Here is a 16160-nt window from a genome sequence, read left to right as displayed (position 1 = left end):
GGGCGGCCGGGGCGGCACGGGCGCGCGAGGTCGGCTCCCGGCCGGGGTGGCAGAATCGGGCACGGCGGGCGCCGTCCGCCGCCGGTCACCCCGGCTCCCCGAGACCTCCAGGGACGACACCAGTCGTGCGAGCACTCCAGGACACCCCTCCGACTCCGCGAAGGGGTGCGGCCCGATGAACACCTACCGAGGCTCCGCCCGGGCCACCGTCCTGCGTACAGTCGGCACCCGGGAGCGCCGCTCGCACCTGACCGCCCCCCGCGTCCCCACCGTCGGCATCGACATCGGCGGCACCAAGGTGATGGCGGGCGTCGTCGACGCCGACGGCACCATCCTGGAAAAGATCCGCACCGAGACGCCGGACAAGTCCAAGAGCCCCAAGGTCGTCGAGGACACCATCACCGAGCTGGTCCTGGACCTCTCGGACCGCCACGACGTGCACGCCGTCGGCATCGGCGCGGCCGGCTGGGTCGACGCCGACCGCAGCACCATCCTCTTCGCCCCGCACCTCGCCTGGCGCAACGAGCCGCTGCGGGACGCCCTGCAGTCCCGCCTCGCCGTCCCGGTCATGGTCGACAACGACGCCAACACGGCCGCCTGGGCCGAGTGGCGGTTCGGCGCGGGCCGCGGCGAGGACCACCTCGTCATGATCACCCTGGGCACCGGCATCGGCGGCGCGATCCTGGAGGACGGCCGGGTCAAGCGCGGCAAGTACGGCGTGGCCGGCGAGTTCGGCCATATGCAGGTCGTGCCCGGCGGCCACCGCTGCGCCTGCGGCAACCGCGGCTGCTGGGAGCAGTACAGCTCCGGCAACGCCCTGGTCCGCGAGGCCCGCGAGCTGGCGGTCGCGGACTCGCCGGTCGCGTACAACATCCTGGAGCGGGTCAAGGGCAACATCCCCGACATCACCGGGCCGCTCATCACCGAGCTCGCGCGCGAGGGCGACGCCATGTGCGTCGAGCTGCTCCAGGACATCGGCCAGTGGCTCGGCGTCGGCATCGCCAACCTCGCGGCCGCCCTCGACCCGTCCTGCTTCGTCGTCGGCGGCGGTGTGAGCGCGGCCGACGACCTGCTGATCGGCCCCGCCAGGGACGCCTTCCGGCGCCATCTCACCGGCCGTGGCTACCGCCCCGAGGCCCGTATCGCCAAGGCGCAGCTGGGCCCCGAGGCGGGCATGGTCGGCGCCGCCGATCTGGCCCGCCTGGTCGCCCGCCGCTTCCGCCGCGCCAACCGCCGCCGGGTGGAGCGCTACGAGCGGTACGCCCAGGTCGCCGAGGCCGTACGCAAGTCGAGCTCCGCCCGCACCACCCAGGAATCGCCGTGATGACCCCCGCAGACCGGCCGGCCGTGCCGCGCCAGTCCCCGCCCCCGGACCTGCCCCCGGCCCCCGAGGACCGCCGGCACATGATCCGCCGCCGCTGGCTCACCGCGGTGATCATCGTGCTGCTCATCGGGGTCCCGGCCGGCTACCTGGCCATCTCCGCCGGTCAGAGCCGCGACAGCGGACGCGACAAGGAGTCGGAGGCCTCGGCGACCGGCCTCCAGAACGACTGGCCGTCCAAGACCCAGCGCCGCATCTACGACGTGCCGGTCCCGTCCTCCGCCACGGACGTCAAGTACTTCGAGACCAACAGCTGGGCGGTGAGCAAGCTGTACGTGCAGTTCCGCACCACCGCGGCCGGTCTCGCCGAGTTCCTCAAGGACTGCGGCACCAGCACGGCGGCGCTGCGGCCCGGTTCGGTGGCGATCGGCACGTCCGACGCGCAGAAGGTCGGCTGGTCGTTCCCGTCCGGCCACGACTGGGCGGGCACCCGCCACGCCCAGAAGGACCCGCTGCCCACGCAGGACATCACGGTGGACGAGAGCGACCCCGACAACCCGGCCGTCTTCGTGGTCTCCACGGCGACGCCGTGACCGGGCGGGCGCGTCGCGCGACCGCCTGACCGGACGGTAGCCCGTGGGCCGGGCATCGGGCAGTCTTCTCGCCGGAGGAGACGACCTGAAAGTGATGTTGAGGACCGCCACCGAGGAGGGGGCGTTCCCGTTCACGACGGCTGTTTGGAAGGACCCTGCGGCGAGGTCGTACTTCAAGGACGGATCGACGGGTGCCGTTTCCGGCCGGGGTGGCTATGTCGTGCTCCCGCAGGCGTGCTGGGTGAAGGTCGGAAACGTCCAGGGCGGTCGTGTGGTGCGCCCGGCGGAACACACCGTCGCCACGGTCGAGGCCGCCATGGAGCACGGCACGGCAGACCGCATGGGACTGGCGCGGCTGCTCGTGAACACGGCGCGGATGCTCGTGAACACGGCGCGGAAGACCGCGAAACAGGCGGACTGCGACACCCCGGACCTGCGCGCCCCAGCGCCCTGTCCGAGCCCACCGAAGAACACCCGACACGCGCGCGCGAGGTCTGCGGACTGCCCGGCTTCACACTGCCCCGTGACGGCGTCATCGCGAGCGTGGCCGAACCCGGTCAGGAACAGCTGAACCACCAGACCGGAACGTGGACATGCGACCTGGCCCTGGACGGAAGCGCCGACGCGCGCCTCTCCCTCACCGCCACTTCTGAGGCGACCCTCGCCCGGGCGGCCCTGAACCGACCGGGCACCTTCACAGACCTCCCCAGCGGCAAAGGACTCACCTCCCCCCGCCAGGAGGCGGTACTGCACTGCACCGACGGGGACGTCTGCTTCACCGCCCACTGGAACACCGCGTACGCCAATGCCCTTCGCAAGCACACAGGCGGTGACGTATCCAAGGCCGCAGACCTCCGGCGCGCCACCCTGCAGAACTTCCTCAACGCGACCGCCGGCTCTCACTCCTGCCCGAACGTAACCCTGATGTAGCGCGGGGAGGCCGAAGTGCCGAACAGGTACGTGAAACTCGCGGGGTTCGATCGGAAGCTGGACCTCACTGAGCCGGATCTTGGAGTGGCAGGCGGGGCCGTGCCCCTGGAACGCTTGTTGGCAGACCGCCGATTGCCCGGTGGAGCGGGCCAGCAGGGGTGGGGTTCGGCTCGGACACGGCTGTCTCTCTGCTGATCGCGGTGGGGGAGAACCCGGACCGCCTGGACAGTGAGGCGTCCTTCGCCGCTTTGTGCGGAGTCAGTCCAGTCGAGCGTCCTCGGGACGCCGGCAGTACCGTTGGCTCAACCGTGGTGGCGATCGTCAGGCAGATGCCGCGCTCCATCGCATCGTGTTGAACCGTCTGCGGGTCGAGCCGCGCACTCAGGACCATTACGAGCGCCGGGTCAAGGAGGGTAAGACCCGTCGCGAAAACGTCCGTTGCCTCAAGCGCTATGCGGCCCGCGAGGTCTTCCACCTGGTCAGACAGCTACAGCCAGGACCCCGCTCATAGGGACCGTCGTCGTAACAATCACCCCACGTGATCAGCCCTCCCCACCCGGGGAGCTCAACTGGCCTCCGGTGGGGACCGGTTGTCCACGGACGGCTTCGGCCTCGTGTCTGTCGGGCAGTGGGACGCGGCGGACGTAGCGACTGATGCGGTCGACCAGCGCGGCGACGGCCTCGGACCGGAGGCAACTGGCGTACGGACCTCACCCACTGGCCCGAGCGCCCTGGCAGCGGAGACCACCCGCACCTGAGGCGGCCACCGATCCCTTCCCTATGCTGACGGCATGATCAATGTGCCGATTTCAGCGCTGGAAGTCGCAGTGGTCGAAGCAGGGACCCGTGGCGTGGAGACCCTGCGCGACAGCGCCAACTTCGCTCGCAGGCTCGAACTACTGGGGTATCACCGGATCTGGTACGCCGAGCACCACCATTCGCCCGCGATCGGCGCCTTCCCGCCCGTGGTGCTGATCGCTCATGCTGCGGCCTCGACCTCAGCCATCCGGCTCGGGTCGGGCGGAGTGCTGGCGCCCAACCACGCGCCCATAACGCTGGCGGAGCAGTTCGGAACACTGGCCGCGTTGCACCCGGACCGCATCGACCTGGGTATCGGCCGCGGCCCCGGCACCTTCGACGAGGCCACCGCGCGGGCACTGCGCCGCGGAGCTGGACCGGCGACGGACGCGCAGTACCACGACGACGTCGCTGCGATCCTGTCGTTCCTGGTCGACGAAGTGGCACTCGGCCCGCTGCCGGAGCCATGGCTGCTGTGCTCCAGTACCGCAGGTGCCGCCCTCGCCGCGCGACTCGGCCTGCCGATCGCCGTCGCACACCACATCCGGCCCGACAACACCTTCACGGTGCTGGAGCGCTACCGGGCGGCGTTCATCCCGTCCCGCTGGTGCGAGCAGCCCCGCGTTGTGGTGTGCGTGGAGGCGATATGCGCTGAAACGGAGAAGGAAGCGGCGTGGCGAGCCGGGCCCATGGACGTCGTCAAGGCCGGGCTGCTCAAGGGGCTGAGCGAGATTCCCTTCCCCACGCCCGCGGATGCCGCCACTCATCCCTTCACGGCGGAGGAGCGACAGGCGCTTGCCGGTTTCCGTGCGCAGCAGGCGTGCGGGACGCCCGAGGCCGTCGTACGCCGGCTCGCGCAACTGGCCGCCGAGACCGGAGCAGACGAACTCATGCTGACCACACCTGTCTACGACCTCGACGCCCGCGTGCGCTCCTACGACCTCATCAAGAAGCACTGCGAGGCCACGAATGCACCGTGACAACCGCGCGGCACCGAACCGTCCGTCCTGCCCCGCCCACCAGCGCTGCCCCGCGCGCCGCATCAAGGAGGGCATGACCCGACGCGCGATCGTCCGTTGCCTCAAGCGCTATGCGGCCGGGAGGTCTTCAACCTGGTCAGACAGCTACAGTGAGGACGCCGCTCATAGGGGCCGAGTGATAGCGCGTGATAGGTGAGGGCCCCCGGCTGGCTTGCTCCTACGTTCGATAGCGAGGAGGTCGCGGACATGATGTGGGGCGACGTGGGCACCCTGTACTGGTTGATCCGTCCGCAGGACCTGGCCGAGCGGCGGTTCGATCGCGCCATGTTCACCTGGCAGTGCAGCTGATGACTGCCTCGCCTCCTGCTTGGGGCGTGCACTACACGCTCTGTTTGCCCACCGAAGCTGCCGCCAGGGATGCCGCAGCCGAGCTCGTTGCGATGGGGCACCGCCTGACAGCCGTCCGGGTACACGATCACTTCCGATTCGAGCCGTCGAGCTTCTGGTACGGCAAACCGCCGACGGATCCCGAACTGGAAGGCTGGTGGCAGGTCTTCTCGCTGGCCGTCTACAGCGGTCACGACCGCATGGCGCTCGAGCCGTTCCTCCGGAGCGAGCGCATACGGGTGGCGCAGCTCGCCAGGGTGCACGGCGGCTTTTATCAGGGCTGCAGCGAGGGCCACGCGGAGACCCTGGAACGCGTCTTTCCAAGGGCTGGGCTGCTTCACGAACAGGACCGAGCCGAGGTGCCCCTGCCCACCCCGATGCCCGCAGAGCCTGCTCGCCCCCCAGCCGCTCCAGCCTGGCCCAGCAGTGAACTCGGTGAGCCAGGGTTCGTGGTCCAAGCCGTCGTCACCGCTGCAGAGCGCCTGTACCGCACAGAAGAGAACGCACCAGCTGCGGCGGCATGGCTGCTCGCCGAGAACTTCGCGTTCGGTGAGCCCTATGAGACCGCGTACGGCTTCCTCGGTGACCTCGCGGATGCCGTGGCCCATCAGGGAACCTGCACCGACACCACCGTGGAAGCCATCCCGTTCCTGGCAGAACTGATCCAGGACGACGCCGTACCCGTCGCCTGCCGGTTGATCCTGCTCGACGACCTTCTGCGCCTGTCGGTGACTGGGCCTTCGCTGGCAGTGTCTCTGGCGGACCGGACCACCGCCCTGGGCACCGCACGGCAGGAGCCGCCAGCTGACGAGCTGACGCGCCGTGCCATCGGCCGCGAACTGCCGCGCCTGCTGACTCTCTGGGACAGAGAGAGCGACGCGGTCCGCTTCACCCTTGCCGCACTCGCCACCGTCTACGGTGAGCAGAGCTGGCCAGTGCGATCACGGCTGGCCGAACTTCACGCTCCGGCAGACACCTCCCGTGGCCAGATCGTGGCACTCGTGACGGCGTTGGCCGACGCCGATGAAGACGCTCTGGCGCAGGTGCTGGGCCGGCTGTCCGCATGGCTGCCGCATGTCGAGGAGGAGATGTCCAGCCCGAACGTGCCCCTGCGCGACCTTGCCCTTGCCGTTCTCCCCGATCTCGTCATGGGGGAGGTCGAGTCGGCCATCGGCCTGTGAGACCTGACGACGGGCGTCAGCCCAGCGCATGGGGAGACGGCGAGCTGTTTCGGGCAGGATGGGATCCCATGGGTGGGAGAGACAAGCTGCTTGAGCTTCTGCAACATGCGGGGCTGGAAGTCGTGGGGGACTGGCGGATCGAGGAGGTACTGCCGCCCCGAGCTGCTTGGCGACCGGTGATTTCGGGCGACACCACGCCGGCCGTGGCCGTGCGGGCAGACCTGCCCGACCCGGTCGTCGAGCTCAACGCGCAGTGGCACCGGCTCGCGACCGACAACGGGGTCGTTGGCGAGGACGGCGTATTCCTTATCGATGTCGCCGGCGACTGGACCGGCTGTGCGCCCAGGCGCTGGGCCCGGGTGCGACTCACCGGTGAGTGGGACCTCGCCGGTGTGCTCGGTGAGCGGCCCGGGCAGCCGGAATTCCTCACGCTCTCGACGGACGGCAACAGCCTGATCGGGGTGACCACCGAGGAGGACGAGGTCTGGTTCATCCTCCTTGACCACATCCGGGAACGGCAGGAGGCAACCGCGCGGGCGGCGGCCCAGGAGACCCCAGGGGAGCGGGAGGCCGCTTGGGCGGAGCTGTTTCGGGGACCGGGGCCTTCGGAGCGGCTGTGCGAGCTGTGGGCGCACGGGCTGGCACTCAACCCGGCCACACCCGACGACCTCCTCGCCCGCCTCCTGGGCCTGTCGCACCACATGATGTGGCGCCCACTGCCGACCGCAGTCGTCGAGGCGGCCATGGTCCACCCGGATCCGAAGGTGCGGCAGCATCTGGCCGAGGTCCAGCCGAACATCACGACTGAACAATGGGCGCGCTTGATCCTGGGCGAAGAAGAGCCCCGTAACCGGTGGATCCTCACGCTGCTCGCGGCGGACCGGCAGGTCGAACTCACCGACGCCGCGTACGAACAGCTCGCGGCGGACCCGTCGGCACGGATCCGCGAAGAGGCCGCTCGCCTTGCCGGACTGCCCGTGCGGACACTCACCGCTCTGACCGCCGACGTCGCGTGGTCCGTACGGGCCGCGGCCTGCCCAAGGGCCTGGCCTTATCTGGGGAGTGTGGCTAGACGCGCGCTTCTCGACGACGCCTCCGGGAAGGTCCGCATCGAGGCGCTCCTCCAGTACCACCGGGAGCACCCGATGGCCCGATCCGCCTTTGGTGCCAAGGGACTTGAGGCCACCGAACTACAAAGCCGTGCGGTGAAGACCTGCCGTCTGGAGCGCTCCCTCACCGAACATCTGGCCCACCACGGTGAATCGGCCCAGCGTTGCATGCTCGCGGGCAACCCGCACCTGGACCCGGACCTGGTCAACATCCTCGCCCACGACCCCGACGAGAAGGTCCGCTCTGCGGTGGCCGTACGCTCCGACCTCACCGAGGAACAGCGGGCGGCCATCGATATCGACTTCGACCCGCGCGTCCATCACTACCCGCTCGACTGGGTCGTCGCGCTGCACGAGGACCCCGCCGAGATGCGCCGCTTGGCCGCCTCCTCTCACCCTCTCGTACGCAGAAGCGTCGCCCGGGCCCGGCGCCTCCCGCCCGACGTCGTCGAACTCCTCGCCCGCGACGAGGACCGTGTCGTACAGCTCTTCCTCGCGGAATCCTGCGACGACGCGCCCGCGGACATGCTGATGAGGGTGTGGCAGTGGTGGACCGGCAGCCTCAGCACCCCCGATCGCCCTCACGGTCATCCGGACTTCCCCCGCACCGGCCTGCTCCGGTACGCCGACGACCCGAACCCGCGGATGCGCCAACTGGCCCTGGACGACCCGAAGTCGACGGCCGGGTTGGTCGAGCGGTTCAGCCGGGACAGCGACGAGGAGGTACGGCACCGGGCCGCGAAGGACCCCCGGCTGACGCCCGCATCAGCGGTCCGGCTGCTCGACGACCCACACGAGCACATCCGCGGCGCGGCCGCACGACACCCCGGACTGCCCGCGCGGGTGCTGATTCGCCTACTGAGGGACAGGGACACCGCGCAGGACGCGGCTCAGCATCCGGCCTTGCCCGTCCGCGTCATGGAGCAGATGCTGCAGCCAATCCAGCCTCCGGCCAGTGCCGCACCGGGGCCGTGAGCGCGACCCAGCCGTGTCGGTCGTCCGCGTCTGGACACTTCGGGCCAGGCCGGAACTCGGGCAGGCCGTCAGTGTGCCCGGCCGGACTCGACCCACAACAGGGTTTCGTTCGGACTTCGATGAGAGGGGATGTCGGGGAGTTTGGGCATCGCGCACCTGCTCAGGTCACAGCCCCAAGAGACCAGCACGCCGCGCTTGCAGTTCGGAACGGATGAGTTCGAGGAGACGGCCCGTCCAGTTGCGGCCCCGGCCGCCGTTGTCGCCCCAGAAGGCCGAGTCCGCGTCGTCGTAGATCACGGTGGCGTCATCCGTCGCCAACAGGATCTTGGCCAGGTCGGGATGCTGATCGTACTTGGCACGCAGCAGCTCGGTCATGACGGCGGTCCGGGCCTGCTCCCAGCCCTTGCGGCGCGGTCCTCCAGCCGCGAGCTTGCTTGCGGCAGAACCGGTGCCCGCCTCTACGATCGCGGCCCGGACCTCGGGTTGAGCGACCGAGAGAGCCCAGTAGGCATGAGCGACAGAGGGATAGCGCACGCTCTCCACGACGATCGAGGCGGGGTAGTCGTTGCGCTGGCCGTCCCTGCCTGGGTTGGCCACCGGCTTGTTCGGATTCGAGTGGTACAGCTTGACCGCTGGCGCATACGGAGTCACCGGTCCGTCCGTCGGCACCCGCGTGGGCCGCTCGGCGAGCCACCGGGCCCGGTCCTCGAAGTAGGCGACTGCTCGGTCGTAGACCTCCTGCGTGATCGGCTGAGCGAGCGGGCGGTCTGGCCACCGGGCCCTGCCACCAGCACCCGCAGTGGCCAGTCCTTGCTGTCCATGTCGCCCAGCGCGTAGCGGCGCTGCGACACGGGGTTATGCGGTTCGGGGAAGTGTAGTTGAGGGTGCGAAGAGCGCGTTCTCGTAGGCAATCGGGGAGCGTTGTCCGAGCCGGGAGTGTCGGCGTCGGGTGTTGAGCGGCTGGCCCAGCGGAACGCCGCGAGCCGCGCGTGGCGAGCGGTGGGCCATGCCCTCGCACCCTTGGGGTTTCCCTCTTCATGGACGCGTTCCAGCTCTCTGCGGCGGCGTTGTCCGCGCTGCTGCCCCGGCGACGACGGTGACGGCGCCCGAGAAGCGCGGGGGCTGGTCCTTCACTGTTTGCCGCTAGCTTCTGATTTGTGCTTGTGCTGGCTGACGTGAGGGGTGGTGCCTACGTTGGCCCCGGGGGCGGCGAGCCCCTGGTCGTCCCCTTCGCCACCCTGAAAGCGACTGTTGCTCCGTCACCAGCCCACTGGACAGGTGCAGAGAAGGTCCAGCTCCATCAGCGCGGTGCCGGGACCGGAGACGTCCTGGATGGGCTTTGGGGTACTCGGTGTCCTCGCCGCCGGCCTTGCGTATGACGGTGGCGTGCTTGATGTAGCCGTACTTGCCGGTCTTCTCCGCGCGTATCGGTAGGTTCGGATATGTGGCCGCGCGGAAATAGGCTGGCGGGGCAGCCGGTTCAGCGCGACTGGATCGCAGGAGACGCAGAGTGGCCCGGCGCCCCGCGCGGGCCACGCAGACGCCGCGAGCCGGGCAACTCCCTGCAGCGCTTCGCGCGGCTTCGGACGGAAGCCCGATGTCCCGGAGCCTGCTTGCGAGCCGGCGGCCGGTCAGCGGCTTGCCGGGGCGCTGGGTCGGGAAGAGCCGGGGTGCGTTCTGGTCGTTGGACATCACCATGTGCTCGTGGCTGCGGGCGATTTCAACGAGCTGGAGGACGAGCTCATCCGGTGGGGGTGGCAGTCTCAGCGGTGTCTTGTAGAGCTGCAGGGGCGACGCCCTTCTGGTCGTGGATGACGTGCGCGGTGGTCAGGCGGCTGATCCGGCCTCGTTCGGGGCGGGGCATTCGGGCGGCAACCTCTTCCGGCGGAGCCCGGTGGTAAGTCACGTGACCTCCTCACGACGGCCGTGGTCGCCGTGAAGGTCACCCCAGTCCTGGCAATGGGGGGTTTTCCCCATCGTGAGCGGGACTGTGGCTGCGTAAAGTCACAGTGACTGATCACCGATCCAACTCGCTCCATACGGGGGAACTTGATGCGACGCCTACAGACGCGCGTCCTTGCCGCAGTGGCTTTGGCTGCCCTCACCGTCGGAGGGCTCTCCGCGTGCTCGGCCCTCGACCAGAAGACCTTCGAGGACGACGCCAAGGTGCCCCAGAAAATCACCTCGATCCGCCTCGACAGCGGGAACGGCGGGGTGAAGGTGGACGCCTCGGCGGACATCTCAACGACCTCCGTGCACCGAAAGGTCAACTACCGTGGTGACAAGCCGAGTGGCACTTCCTTCAGCGTCGAGAACGGCGTCCTGACGCTCTCCGGCTGCGGCAAGAACTGCGGCGTCGACTACGTCATCAAGGTGCCCGCCGGTCTTCCGGTGACGGGAGGCACGTCCAACGGCAGCCTCACACTGACCGACGTCGGCACGGTCGACGTGCACACGAGCAACGGCGAGATCGCAGTGAACAGCGCGAGAGGCCCGGTGAAGCTGCGCACGTCCAACGGTGACGTCAACGTCAAGGACGCCAAGGGCGGCGACATCGACGCGCAGACGTCGAACGGCGAGGTGACGATCCGGACGGCCACCCCACAGAACATCAAGGCCCGCACGACCAGCGGCAGCCTCACGATCACGGCCCCGCCCGCCAAGTACCAGATCTCAGCGAACGACTCCCACGGCGACAAGAAGGTGGCGTTCAAGAACGACCCGTCGGGCAAGTACCGCTTGGATCTGTCGACAACGAACGGTGACTTGACTGTGGAGTCGGCAGGCTAGTGACCTTCTTCAGAGCGGCCACGGATCACGGTCTTTCAGTCGCCGCTCTTTCATCCTCTCCGCTTTCGGACAGCTTCAGCTTCGGCTCCGGCGGCGAGGTGCCCGGCCCAGTCACGTCTGGCTCAGGCGACCCAGCGGAGTGCGGTATGGCAGTGCATCCCGGTCACGTCGGCGAGGATCGAATTGGGGAGATCAGCGGCAAGAGCGGCTGGCGGCGCGTTGCGTGCGGTGCGGACCGGGATGCCCGGGCCGGCGCCCTGCCCGGGCTGCGGGGCCGGCCGGGGGCGCGGGGCACCACCGCTGCGCCACGGGGTGGGCTGTCCCCGCAGGTCGGAACAAGGCTGGGGGACCGTGCACATGGCGGGTCCATAGGTCACAGGTGCGGCCCTTGCCAGGCGGCGCCGCCAGCGGTCTGCCTCCTCCACGAACTTCTGCGGAGCAGCCCCTTGATCTTTGACGTCGGTCATCGAGTAGTGCTGTGACCGGGAAGGTTCGCCGGGTTGCTCGTTGTGCTGGTTGGAAATGACTTCTCCAACCAGCATGGGGAGGCGGGATGGTGCAACCGGTGCGGGTTCGCGGGCTGACCGAGCAGGAGGGGCAGAGACTCCAGCACATCGTTCGGCGGGCCGTACCAGGTCGGTGCGGTTTCGACGGGCGACGATGCTGCTGGCCTCGGCCGGCGGCAGCACGGTGCTTGCAGCACCGACCACTCGCACCCCGGGAGGCCAGCGCGCGAGCCAACCACCTCGAAACGCCGAAGCCAGTAGGGCTTCTGACTGCCTGGGTCTGAGCGGCACTCGCGTCGGCGGCCATCGGTGCAGCTCCCGGTCGGGAGCTGCACCGAGCGCCGTACCGTCCCCGGCCGCGGAGGCTAGAAGGGATATGCGGGCCTCGTGTGCTGGACGGAGATCCAGTGCTGCCGGGTGAGTTCGTCGAGCAGGGCGTGCGTGCCGAAGCGGCCGAGCCCGGAGTTCTTGTCGCCGCCGAACGGTGTGTTGGGCATGTCGACGACGGGCGAGTCGTTGATGTGCGTCATGCCAGCCTCGATGCGGTGGGCGAAGGCCAGCGCGCGCTCGCCGTCCGCGCTGAAGACGGCACTCGACAGGCCGTACTCCGTGTCGTTGGCGATGCGCAGGGCCTCTTCCTCGTCGGCCGCCCGGATGACGGGCGCCACGGGACCGAAGATCTCGTTGCACGCCACGGCCATGTCGTTGGTCACGTCGGCCAGGACGTGGGGCGGCAGGACGAGGCCCTCCGGGTCTCCGCCGAGGAGTGTGGTGGCGCCCTGTGCCCGGCTGCGGGCGAGCAGGTCGAGGACGTTGTCCAGTTGGCGCCGGCTGATGAGGGGGCCCACCACGGTGTCCTCCTCGTTGGGGTCGCCGTACTTGAGCTCCCGTACCCGGTCGACGTATCGGTCGACGAACGCGTCATGGACGGCGTCCTGGACGATGACGCGGTTGGCGCTGATACAGATCTCGCCCTGGTGGAAGAACCTGCCGAAGACCGCCGCGTCGGTGGCGAGGTCCAGGTCGGCGTCGTCGAGGACCACCAGCGGGTTGTTGCCCCCGAGTTCGAGGGCGACACGCTTCAGCATCGGCGCGGTCGCGGCTTGGGACGCGATGTGTCGTCCCACCTGGGTGGAGCCGGTGAAGGACAGCAACGGCGACAGCGGGTTGAGCACGAACGCGTCCCCGATCGCGGACGCGGGACCGCTCACCACGTTCAGGACTCCCTGCGGCAGACCCGCCTCGGCGAAGATCCGGCCGAAGAGGAAACCGCCGGTGACCGGCGTTTCCTGCGAGGGCTTGACGACGACGGAGTTGCCGAGGACAAGGGCGGGCGCGACGACACGCGTCGTCAGATGCGCCGGCCAGTTCCAGGGACTGATGACGGAGACGACTCCGACAGGCTTGCGGTACAGCCGGTTCTCCTTTCCGGGGACATCCGCGGGGATGATGCGGCCTTCCGCGAGGTGGGGCAGCGTCGAGGCGTGCAGGGTGATCGCCCGGACGGCGTGCCACTCCGCCGTCGCCTTCATCCGGGTGCTGCCGGATTCCTGGATCAGCCAGGTGATGATCTCCTCCCGGCGCCGTTCCATGATCCCGACGGCTCGGCGCAGTACGTCCGCCCGCTCGCTCGGGAGTGCGTCCCCCCATTCCCGCTGAGCGGCACGGGCAGCGGTGAACGCCTCCGCGACATCGCCGGTATCGGCGTCCGCAAGGTCGAGCAGAACCTTGCCGGTGTAGGGATCGGTCACGGTGGTCGTCGTCGTGGCGCGCCCGGGGCGCCACGAGCCGGTGAGCTGGTCGCCGAAGGAATACGGCGGTGGCGGGGACGATGCTTCAGCCATGGTCTGCTGTCCTGTCTGTCGGTGTGCGGGTGCAGCGGGAGAAGGGAAGGGAAGGAGAGGAGAGGGGAAGCAGCGGGCGGATCGCCCGTCACGGATCGCCTTCACCTGCCGGCGGCGCCGGCGTGGCTGCTGCCATAGCGGTCTCCCGACACGGCGTCGAGGGGCACCGCGGCCTCGATGGCAGCGAGGTCGGAGGGAGATAGGCGTACCGAACCGGCGGCGGCGTTCTGTTCCAGGTAGGTGACGCGCTTGGTACCAGGGATCGGGACGATGTCGGAGCCCTGGTGGAGGAGCCAGGCCAGCGCCAGTTGACCCGGTGTGACGCCCGCTCGGTCGGAGAGCCGGGTCAGTGCGTTCACCATGGCCATGTTGCGCTTGATGTTGACGTCGGTGAACCGCGGCATCCTGCTGCGGATGTCGTTCGGCCCGATTTCCGCCGCCGAACTGATTCCTCCCGTCAGGAAGCCTCGTCCCAGCGGGGAGAACGGCACCACCGCGATGCCGAGTTCCCGGCAGGTGGGGAGTACCTCGTCCTCGATGTCACGGGTCCACAGCGACCACTCGCTCTGGAGTGCCGCCACGGGATGGACGGCATGAGCGCGCCGGATGGTGGAGGCCGAGGCCTCGGAGATCCCCAGGAAGCGGACCTTACCCTCGGCGACCAACTCGGCCATGGCACCCCAGGTTTCCTCCACGGGTACGCGGGGGTCGACTCGGTGCTGGTAGTAGAGGTCGATGTGGTCGACGCCCAGCCGGCGCAGGGACTTCTCGCAGCTCTCCCGCACGTACGAAGCGTCACCTCGGGCGTCCATGACGCCGTCTCGCCAGACGATCCCGAACTTGGTCGCCAGGAACGCCTCGTCTCTGCGATCCCGCAGTGTCTGCCCGATGAGTTCCTCGTTGGCTCCCTGCCCGTAGATGTCCGCCGTGTCGAACATCGTGACGCCCAGATCGAGGGCGCGCAGCAGGGTGGCCCGGGATGTCTCGTCGTCCCGTTCTCCGTAGGCATGGCTCATGCCCATACAGCCGAGCCCCACAGCGCCGACCCGGGTCGAACCGAGGGGCCTGGTGGGCAATATGTCGATCGTCATGCTTGTCTCCGATTGAATTTCGCGAGGAGCGCGTCCCGGTCGTGCCGGCGGATGGTCGCCGCGAGGCCATGTGCAAGATCCCGGTCCCTCTCCAGCCAGTGAGGCCGGAACCGGCGGGCGAGCATGTCCTCAACCCCCGCGTCGAAGTCTCTCTCCATGGGGGCGAGACGCTCGCGGACCGCGCTCTCTCCTCCTCCGTGCGGCGGCCGACGGTGCTGACGAGGCTCAAGGAACACACCAGGGTGGGGTGGGTGTGCGCAACCTGTGCGGCTACGAGGCCGCCGAGGGAGAACCCCACGAGATGGGTGCGAGGTCGCAGATGTGCGGCGGTGAGTCGGCCGTGTCGCGCAGGGTCGGTCCATCGCGCAGGGGCGGTCCATCGCGCAGGGTCGGTCCATCGCGCAGGGTCGGCACATGGGGTGCGAGAGCACCCGGAGCGTGGCCGAGCAGCGGGTGGAGGCTCACATCGAGCCGCCCGGGAAGAGGTCCGTGACGCGGTTCCACATGGTGGTGTCGAGGCCCAGACCGTGGATCAGGGCCACGTGCGGACGCTGATGCGCGGTGTCCTGCATGAGTTCTCCTGGGTGCCGTCCGGACGGCGATCCGCGGTCCCGACCTCGTCCGCCGGTCCGCTGACGGATCCGATGGGTCCGCCAGCGGATCAGACGTGCGCGGTGGACAGCGAGAGCTCGCGCCATTGCGCCAGTTCGTCCGCCATGAGCTCCAGCTTGGCCTCGACCCGTGCGACGCAGTCCGCTCCGAGCTGGATGCGCGTCGGCGGCTCGGGGCTGTCGGCCACGGCGATCACCGCGGCGGCCGCCTTGACGGGGTCGCCGGGCTGGGTGTGGTTGTTCTGTTTCGCCCAGGCCCTGGTGCCGCCCACTGTGGCGGCGTAGTCGTCGATCGTGCGCTCGGTGCGGTGCAGTGAGCTGCCGTCCAGGAAGTCGGTGCGGAAGACGCCGGGCTCCACGACGGTGACCGCGATGCCGAGCGGCGCGAGTTCCGCCCGCATGGCCTCGCTCAGGCCCTCCACCGCGAATTTCGTGGCTCCGTAGACCCCCCAACCCGCGCCCACGGTGAAGCCGCCCACGGAGCTGATGTTGAGAACCCGGCCGGAGCGGCGCTCGCGCATCACCGGCAGGACCGCCCGCGTGACGGACATAAGACCGAAGACGTTCGTGTCGAACAGGGACCGAGCCTCGTCGTCGGAGACCTCCTCGACCGCCCCGAGGAGACCCCGGCCGGCATTGTTGACCAGGACGTCGATCCGCCCGAACCGGTCCATGGCGGCAGTGACGGCGCCTTCCGCCTGCCCCTCGTCCGTGACGTCGAGGGGGAGGGCCAGCAGCCGGTCGCCACCGTCCGCGAGCTCCTTCTCCACGGCCCGGGGGTCGCGGGCGGTCGCCACGACGGAGTCTCCTCGCTCAACGGCTTGGCGTGCGATCTCCAGTCCGAAGCCGCGGGACGCTCCTGTGATGAACCACACCTTCATTTCGGATCCTCCAAGTGAACCGTCAAGTGATCCGTGAGCGGTTCGTCGTGATGTCTGCGTTTCGCAGGGGCGGGCGGGTACGGCCTTGCGGGTCTCTCAGACCAGCTTACATTACGTGTCTAACACGTAATGTAATTGCGAAGCAAGAGAGCCGCCGCCCTGC

The 16160-nt window shown here is 69.2% G+C and carries 13 protein-coding genes and 1 pseudogene; 10 read left to right on the top strand and 4 right to left on the bottom strand.

The window, feature by feature from the left end:
* Positions 1-175 precede the first annotated feature (175 nt).
* The 8 genes from AB0G17_RS12620 to AB0G17_RS12585 all read left to right on the top strand — a co-directional run bounded on the left by AB0G17_RS12620 (position 176) and on the right by AB0G17_RS12585 (position 8274).
* Positions 176-1324, top strand: coding sequence for an ROK family glucokinase (locus AB0G17_RS12620; protein WP_361379943.1), 1149 nt, complete (start codon positions 176-178; stop codon positions 1322-1324).
* Positions 1324-1914, top strand: a complete 591-nt coding sequence (locus AB0G17_RS12615; RefSeq protein WP_361379940.1) for a hypothetical protein — start codon at positions 1324-1326, stop codon at positions 1912-1914. The genes AB0G17_RS12620 and AB0G17_RS12615 overlap by 1 nt, the downstream gene beginning before the upstream one ends.
* A 543-nt stretch (positions 1915-2457) precedes the next feature.
* Positions 2458-2844, top strand: coding sequence for a hypothetical protein (locus AB0G17_RS12610; protein WP_361379937.1), 387 nt, complete (start codon positions 2458-2460; stop codon positions 2842-2844).
* A gap of 158 nt (positions 2845-3002) precedes the next feature.
* Entirely contained in the window at positions 3003-3200 is a 198-nt protein-coding gene (locus tag AB0G17_RS12605; protein ID WP_361379934.1) for a transposase, read from the top strand.
* Between the two features lie 435 nt (positions 3201-3635).
* Positions 3636-4622, top strand: coding sequence for an MsnO8 family LLM class oxidoreductase (locus AB0G17_RS12600; RefSeq protein WP_361379931.1), 987 nt, complete (start codon positions 3636-3638; stop codon positions 4620-4622).
* A gap of 246 nt (positions 4623-4868) precedes the next feature.
* A complete protein-coding gene (locus AB0G17_RS12595) occupies positions 4869-4970 on the top strand; it encodes a DUF1963 domain-containing protein (protein WP_361379928.1) in 102 nt (33 codons plus the stop codon).
* A gap of 26 nt (positions 4971-4996) precedes the next feature.
* Positions 4997-6190 (top strand): hypothetical protein, encoded by a 1194-nt coding sequence (locus tag AB0G17_RS12590; RefSeq protein WP_361379925.1) that lies wholly within the window; start codon positions 4997-4999, stop codon positions 6188-6190.
* A gap of 68 nt (positions 6191-6258) precedes the next feature.
* Positions 6259-8274 carry a PE-PGRS family protein gene (locus AB0G17_RS12585; protein WP_361379922.1) on the top strand — a complete coding sequence of 672 codons (2016 nt, stop codon included), beginning with the start codon at positions 6259-6261 and terminating at the stop codon, positions 8272-8274.
* 165 nt (positions 8275-8439) lie between these two features.
* On the opposite strand, the gene AB0G17_RS12580 is transcribed toward AB0G17_RS12585, so the two are convergent.
* A complete protein-coding gene (locus tag AB0G17_RS12580) occupies positions 8440-8925 on the bottom strand; it encodes an NADAR family protein (protein WP_361379919.1) in 486 nt (161 codons plus the stop codon).
* A 1434-nt stretch (positions 8926-10359) separates the two neighbouring features.
* On the opposite strand from AB0G17_RS12580, the gene AB0G17_RS12575 reads away from it, so the two are divergent.
* Together AB0G17_RS12575 and AB0G17_RS12570 are read left to right on the top strand one after the other, a co-directional pair.
* Positions 10360-11064: a DUF4097 family beta strand repeat-containing protein gene (locus tag AB0G17_RS12575; RefSeq protein ID WP_361379916.1), complete on the top strand. Its 705-nt coding sequence runs from the start codon at positions 10360-10362 to the stop codon at positions 11062-11064.
* Positions 11065-11617: 553 nt separating this feature from the next.
* A pseudogene (locus tag AB0G17_RS12570) lies at positions 11618-11757 on the top strand (IS630 family transposase); the annotation flags it as partial.
* Positions 11758-11935: 178 nt separating this feature from the next.
* Here AB0G17_RS12570 and AB0G17_RS12565 read toward each other — a convergent pair.
* From AB0G17_RS12565 to AB0G17_RS12555, 3 genes are all read right to left on the bottom strand, one after another.
* Positions 11936-13414, bottom strand: a complete 1479-nt coding sequence (locus tag AB0G17_RS12565; RefSeq protein ID WP_361379913.1) for an aldehyde dehydrogenase family protein — start codon at positions 13412-13414, stop codon at positions 11936-11938.
* Positions 13415-13515: 101 nt separating this feature from the next.
* Positions 13516-14499 carry an aldo/keto reductase gene (locus AB0G17_RS12560; RefSeq protein ID WP_361380592.1) on the bottom strand — a complete coding sequence of 328 codons (984 nt, stop codon included), beginning with the start codon at positions 14497-14499 and terminating at the stop codon, positions 13516-13518.
* A gap of 667 nt (positions 14500-15166) precedes the next feature.
* The gene (locus AB0G17_RS12555) at positions 15167-15997 is read right to left on the bottom strand and encodes an oxidoreductase (RefSeq protein ID WP_361379910.1); all 831 of its coding nucleotides are present in this window, start codon (positions 15995-15997) and stop codon (positions 15167-15169) included.
* Positions 15998-16160: the final 163 nt, after the last annotated feature.

Source organism: Streptomyces sp. NPDC023838 (assembly GCF_040639555.1).
In the GTDB taxonomy this organism is placed as follows: Bacteria; Actinomycetota; Actinomycetes; order Streptomycetales; family Streptomycetaceae; genus Streptomyces.
The sequence above is the reverse complement of the archived record's forward strand: the minus strand, read 5'-3'. Positions and strand labels throughout refer to the sequence as shown.

What these genes read in the sequence shown, in the direction of transcription:
- AB0G17_RS12600 (WP_361379931.1), top strand. Translation starts at nt 3,636, where the DNA reads ATGATCAATGTGCCGATTTCAGCGCTGGAAGTCGCAGTGGTCGAAGCA.
- AB0G17_RS12615 (WP_361379940.1), top strand. Translation starts at nt 1,324, where the DNA reads ATGACCCCCGCAGACCGGCCGGCCGTGCCGCGCCAGTCCCCGCCCCCG.
- AB0G17_RS12565 (WP_361379913.1), bottom strand. Translation starts at nt 13,414, where the DNA reads ATGGCTGAAGCATCGTCCCCGCCACCGCCGTATTCCTTCGGCGACCAG.
- AB0G17_RS12555 (WP_361379910.1), bottom strand. Translation starts at nt 15,997, where the DNA reads ATGAAGGTGTGGTTCATCACAGGAGCGTCCCGCGGCTTCGGACTGGAG.
- AB0G17_RS12595 (WP_361379928.1), top strand. Translation starts at nt 4,869, where the DNA reads ATGATGTGGGGCGACGTGGGCACCCTGTACTGGTTGATCCGTCCGCAG.
- AB0G17_RS12620 (WP_361379943.1), top strand. Translation starts at nt 176, where the DNA reads ATGAACACCTACCGAGGCTCCGCCCGGGCCACCGTCCTGCGTACAGTC.
- AB0G17_RS12585 (WP_361379922.1), top strand. Translation starts at nt 6,259, where the DNA reads ATGGGTGGGAGAGACAAGCTGCTTGAGCTTCTGCAACATGCGGGGCTG.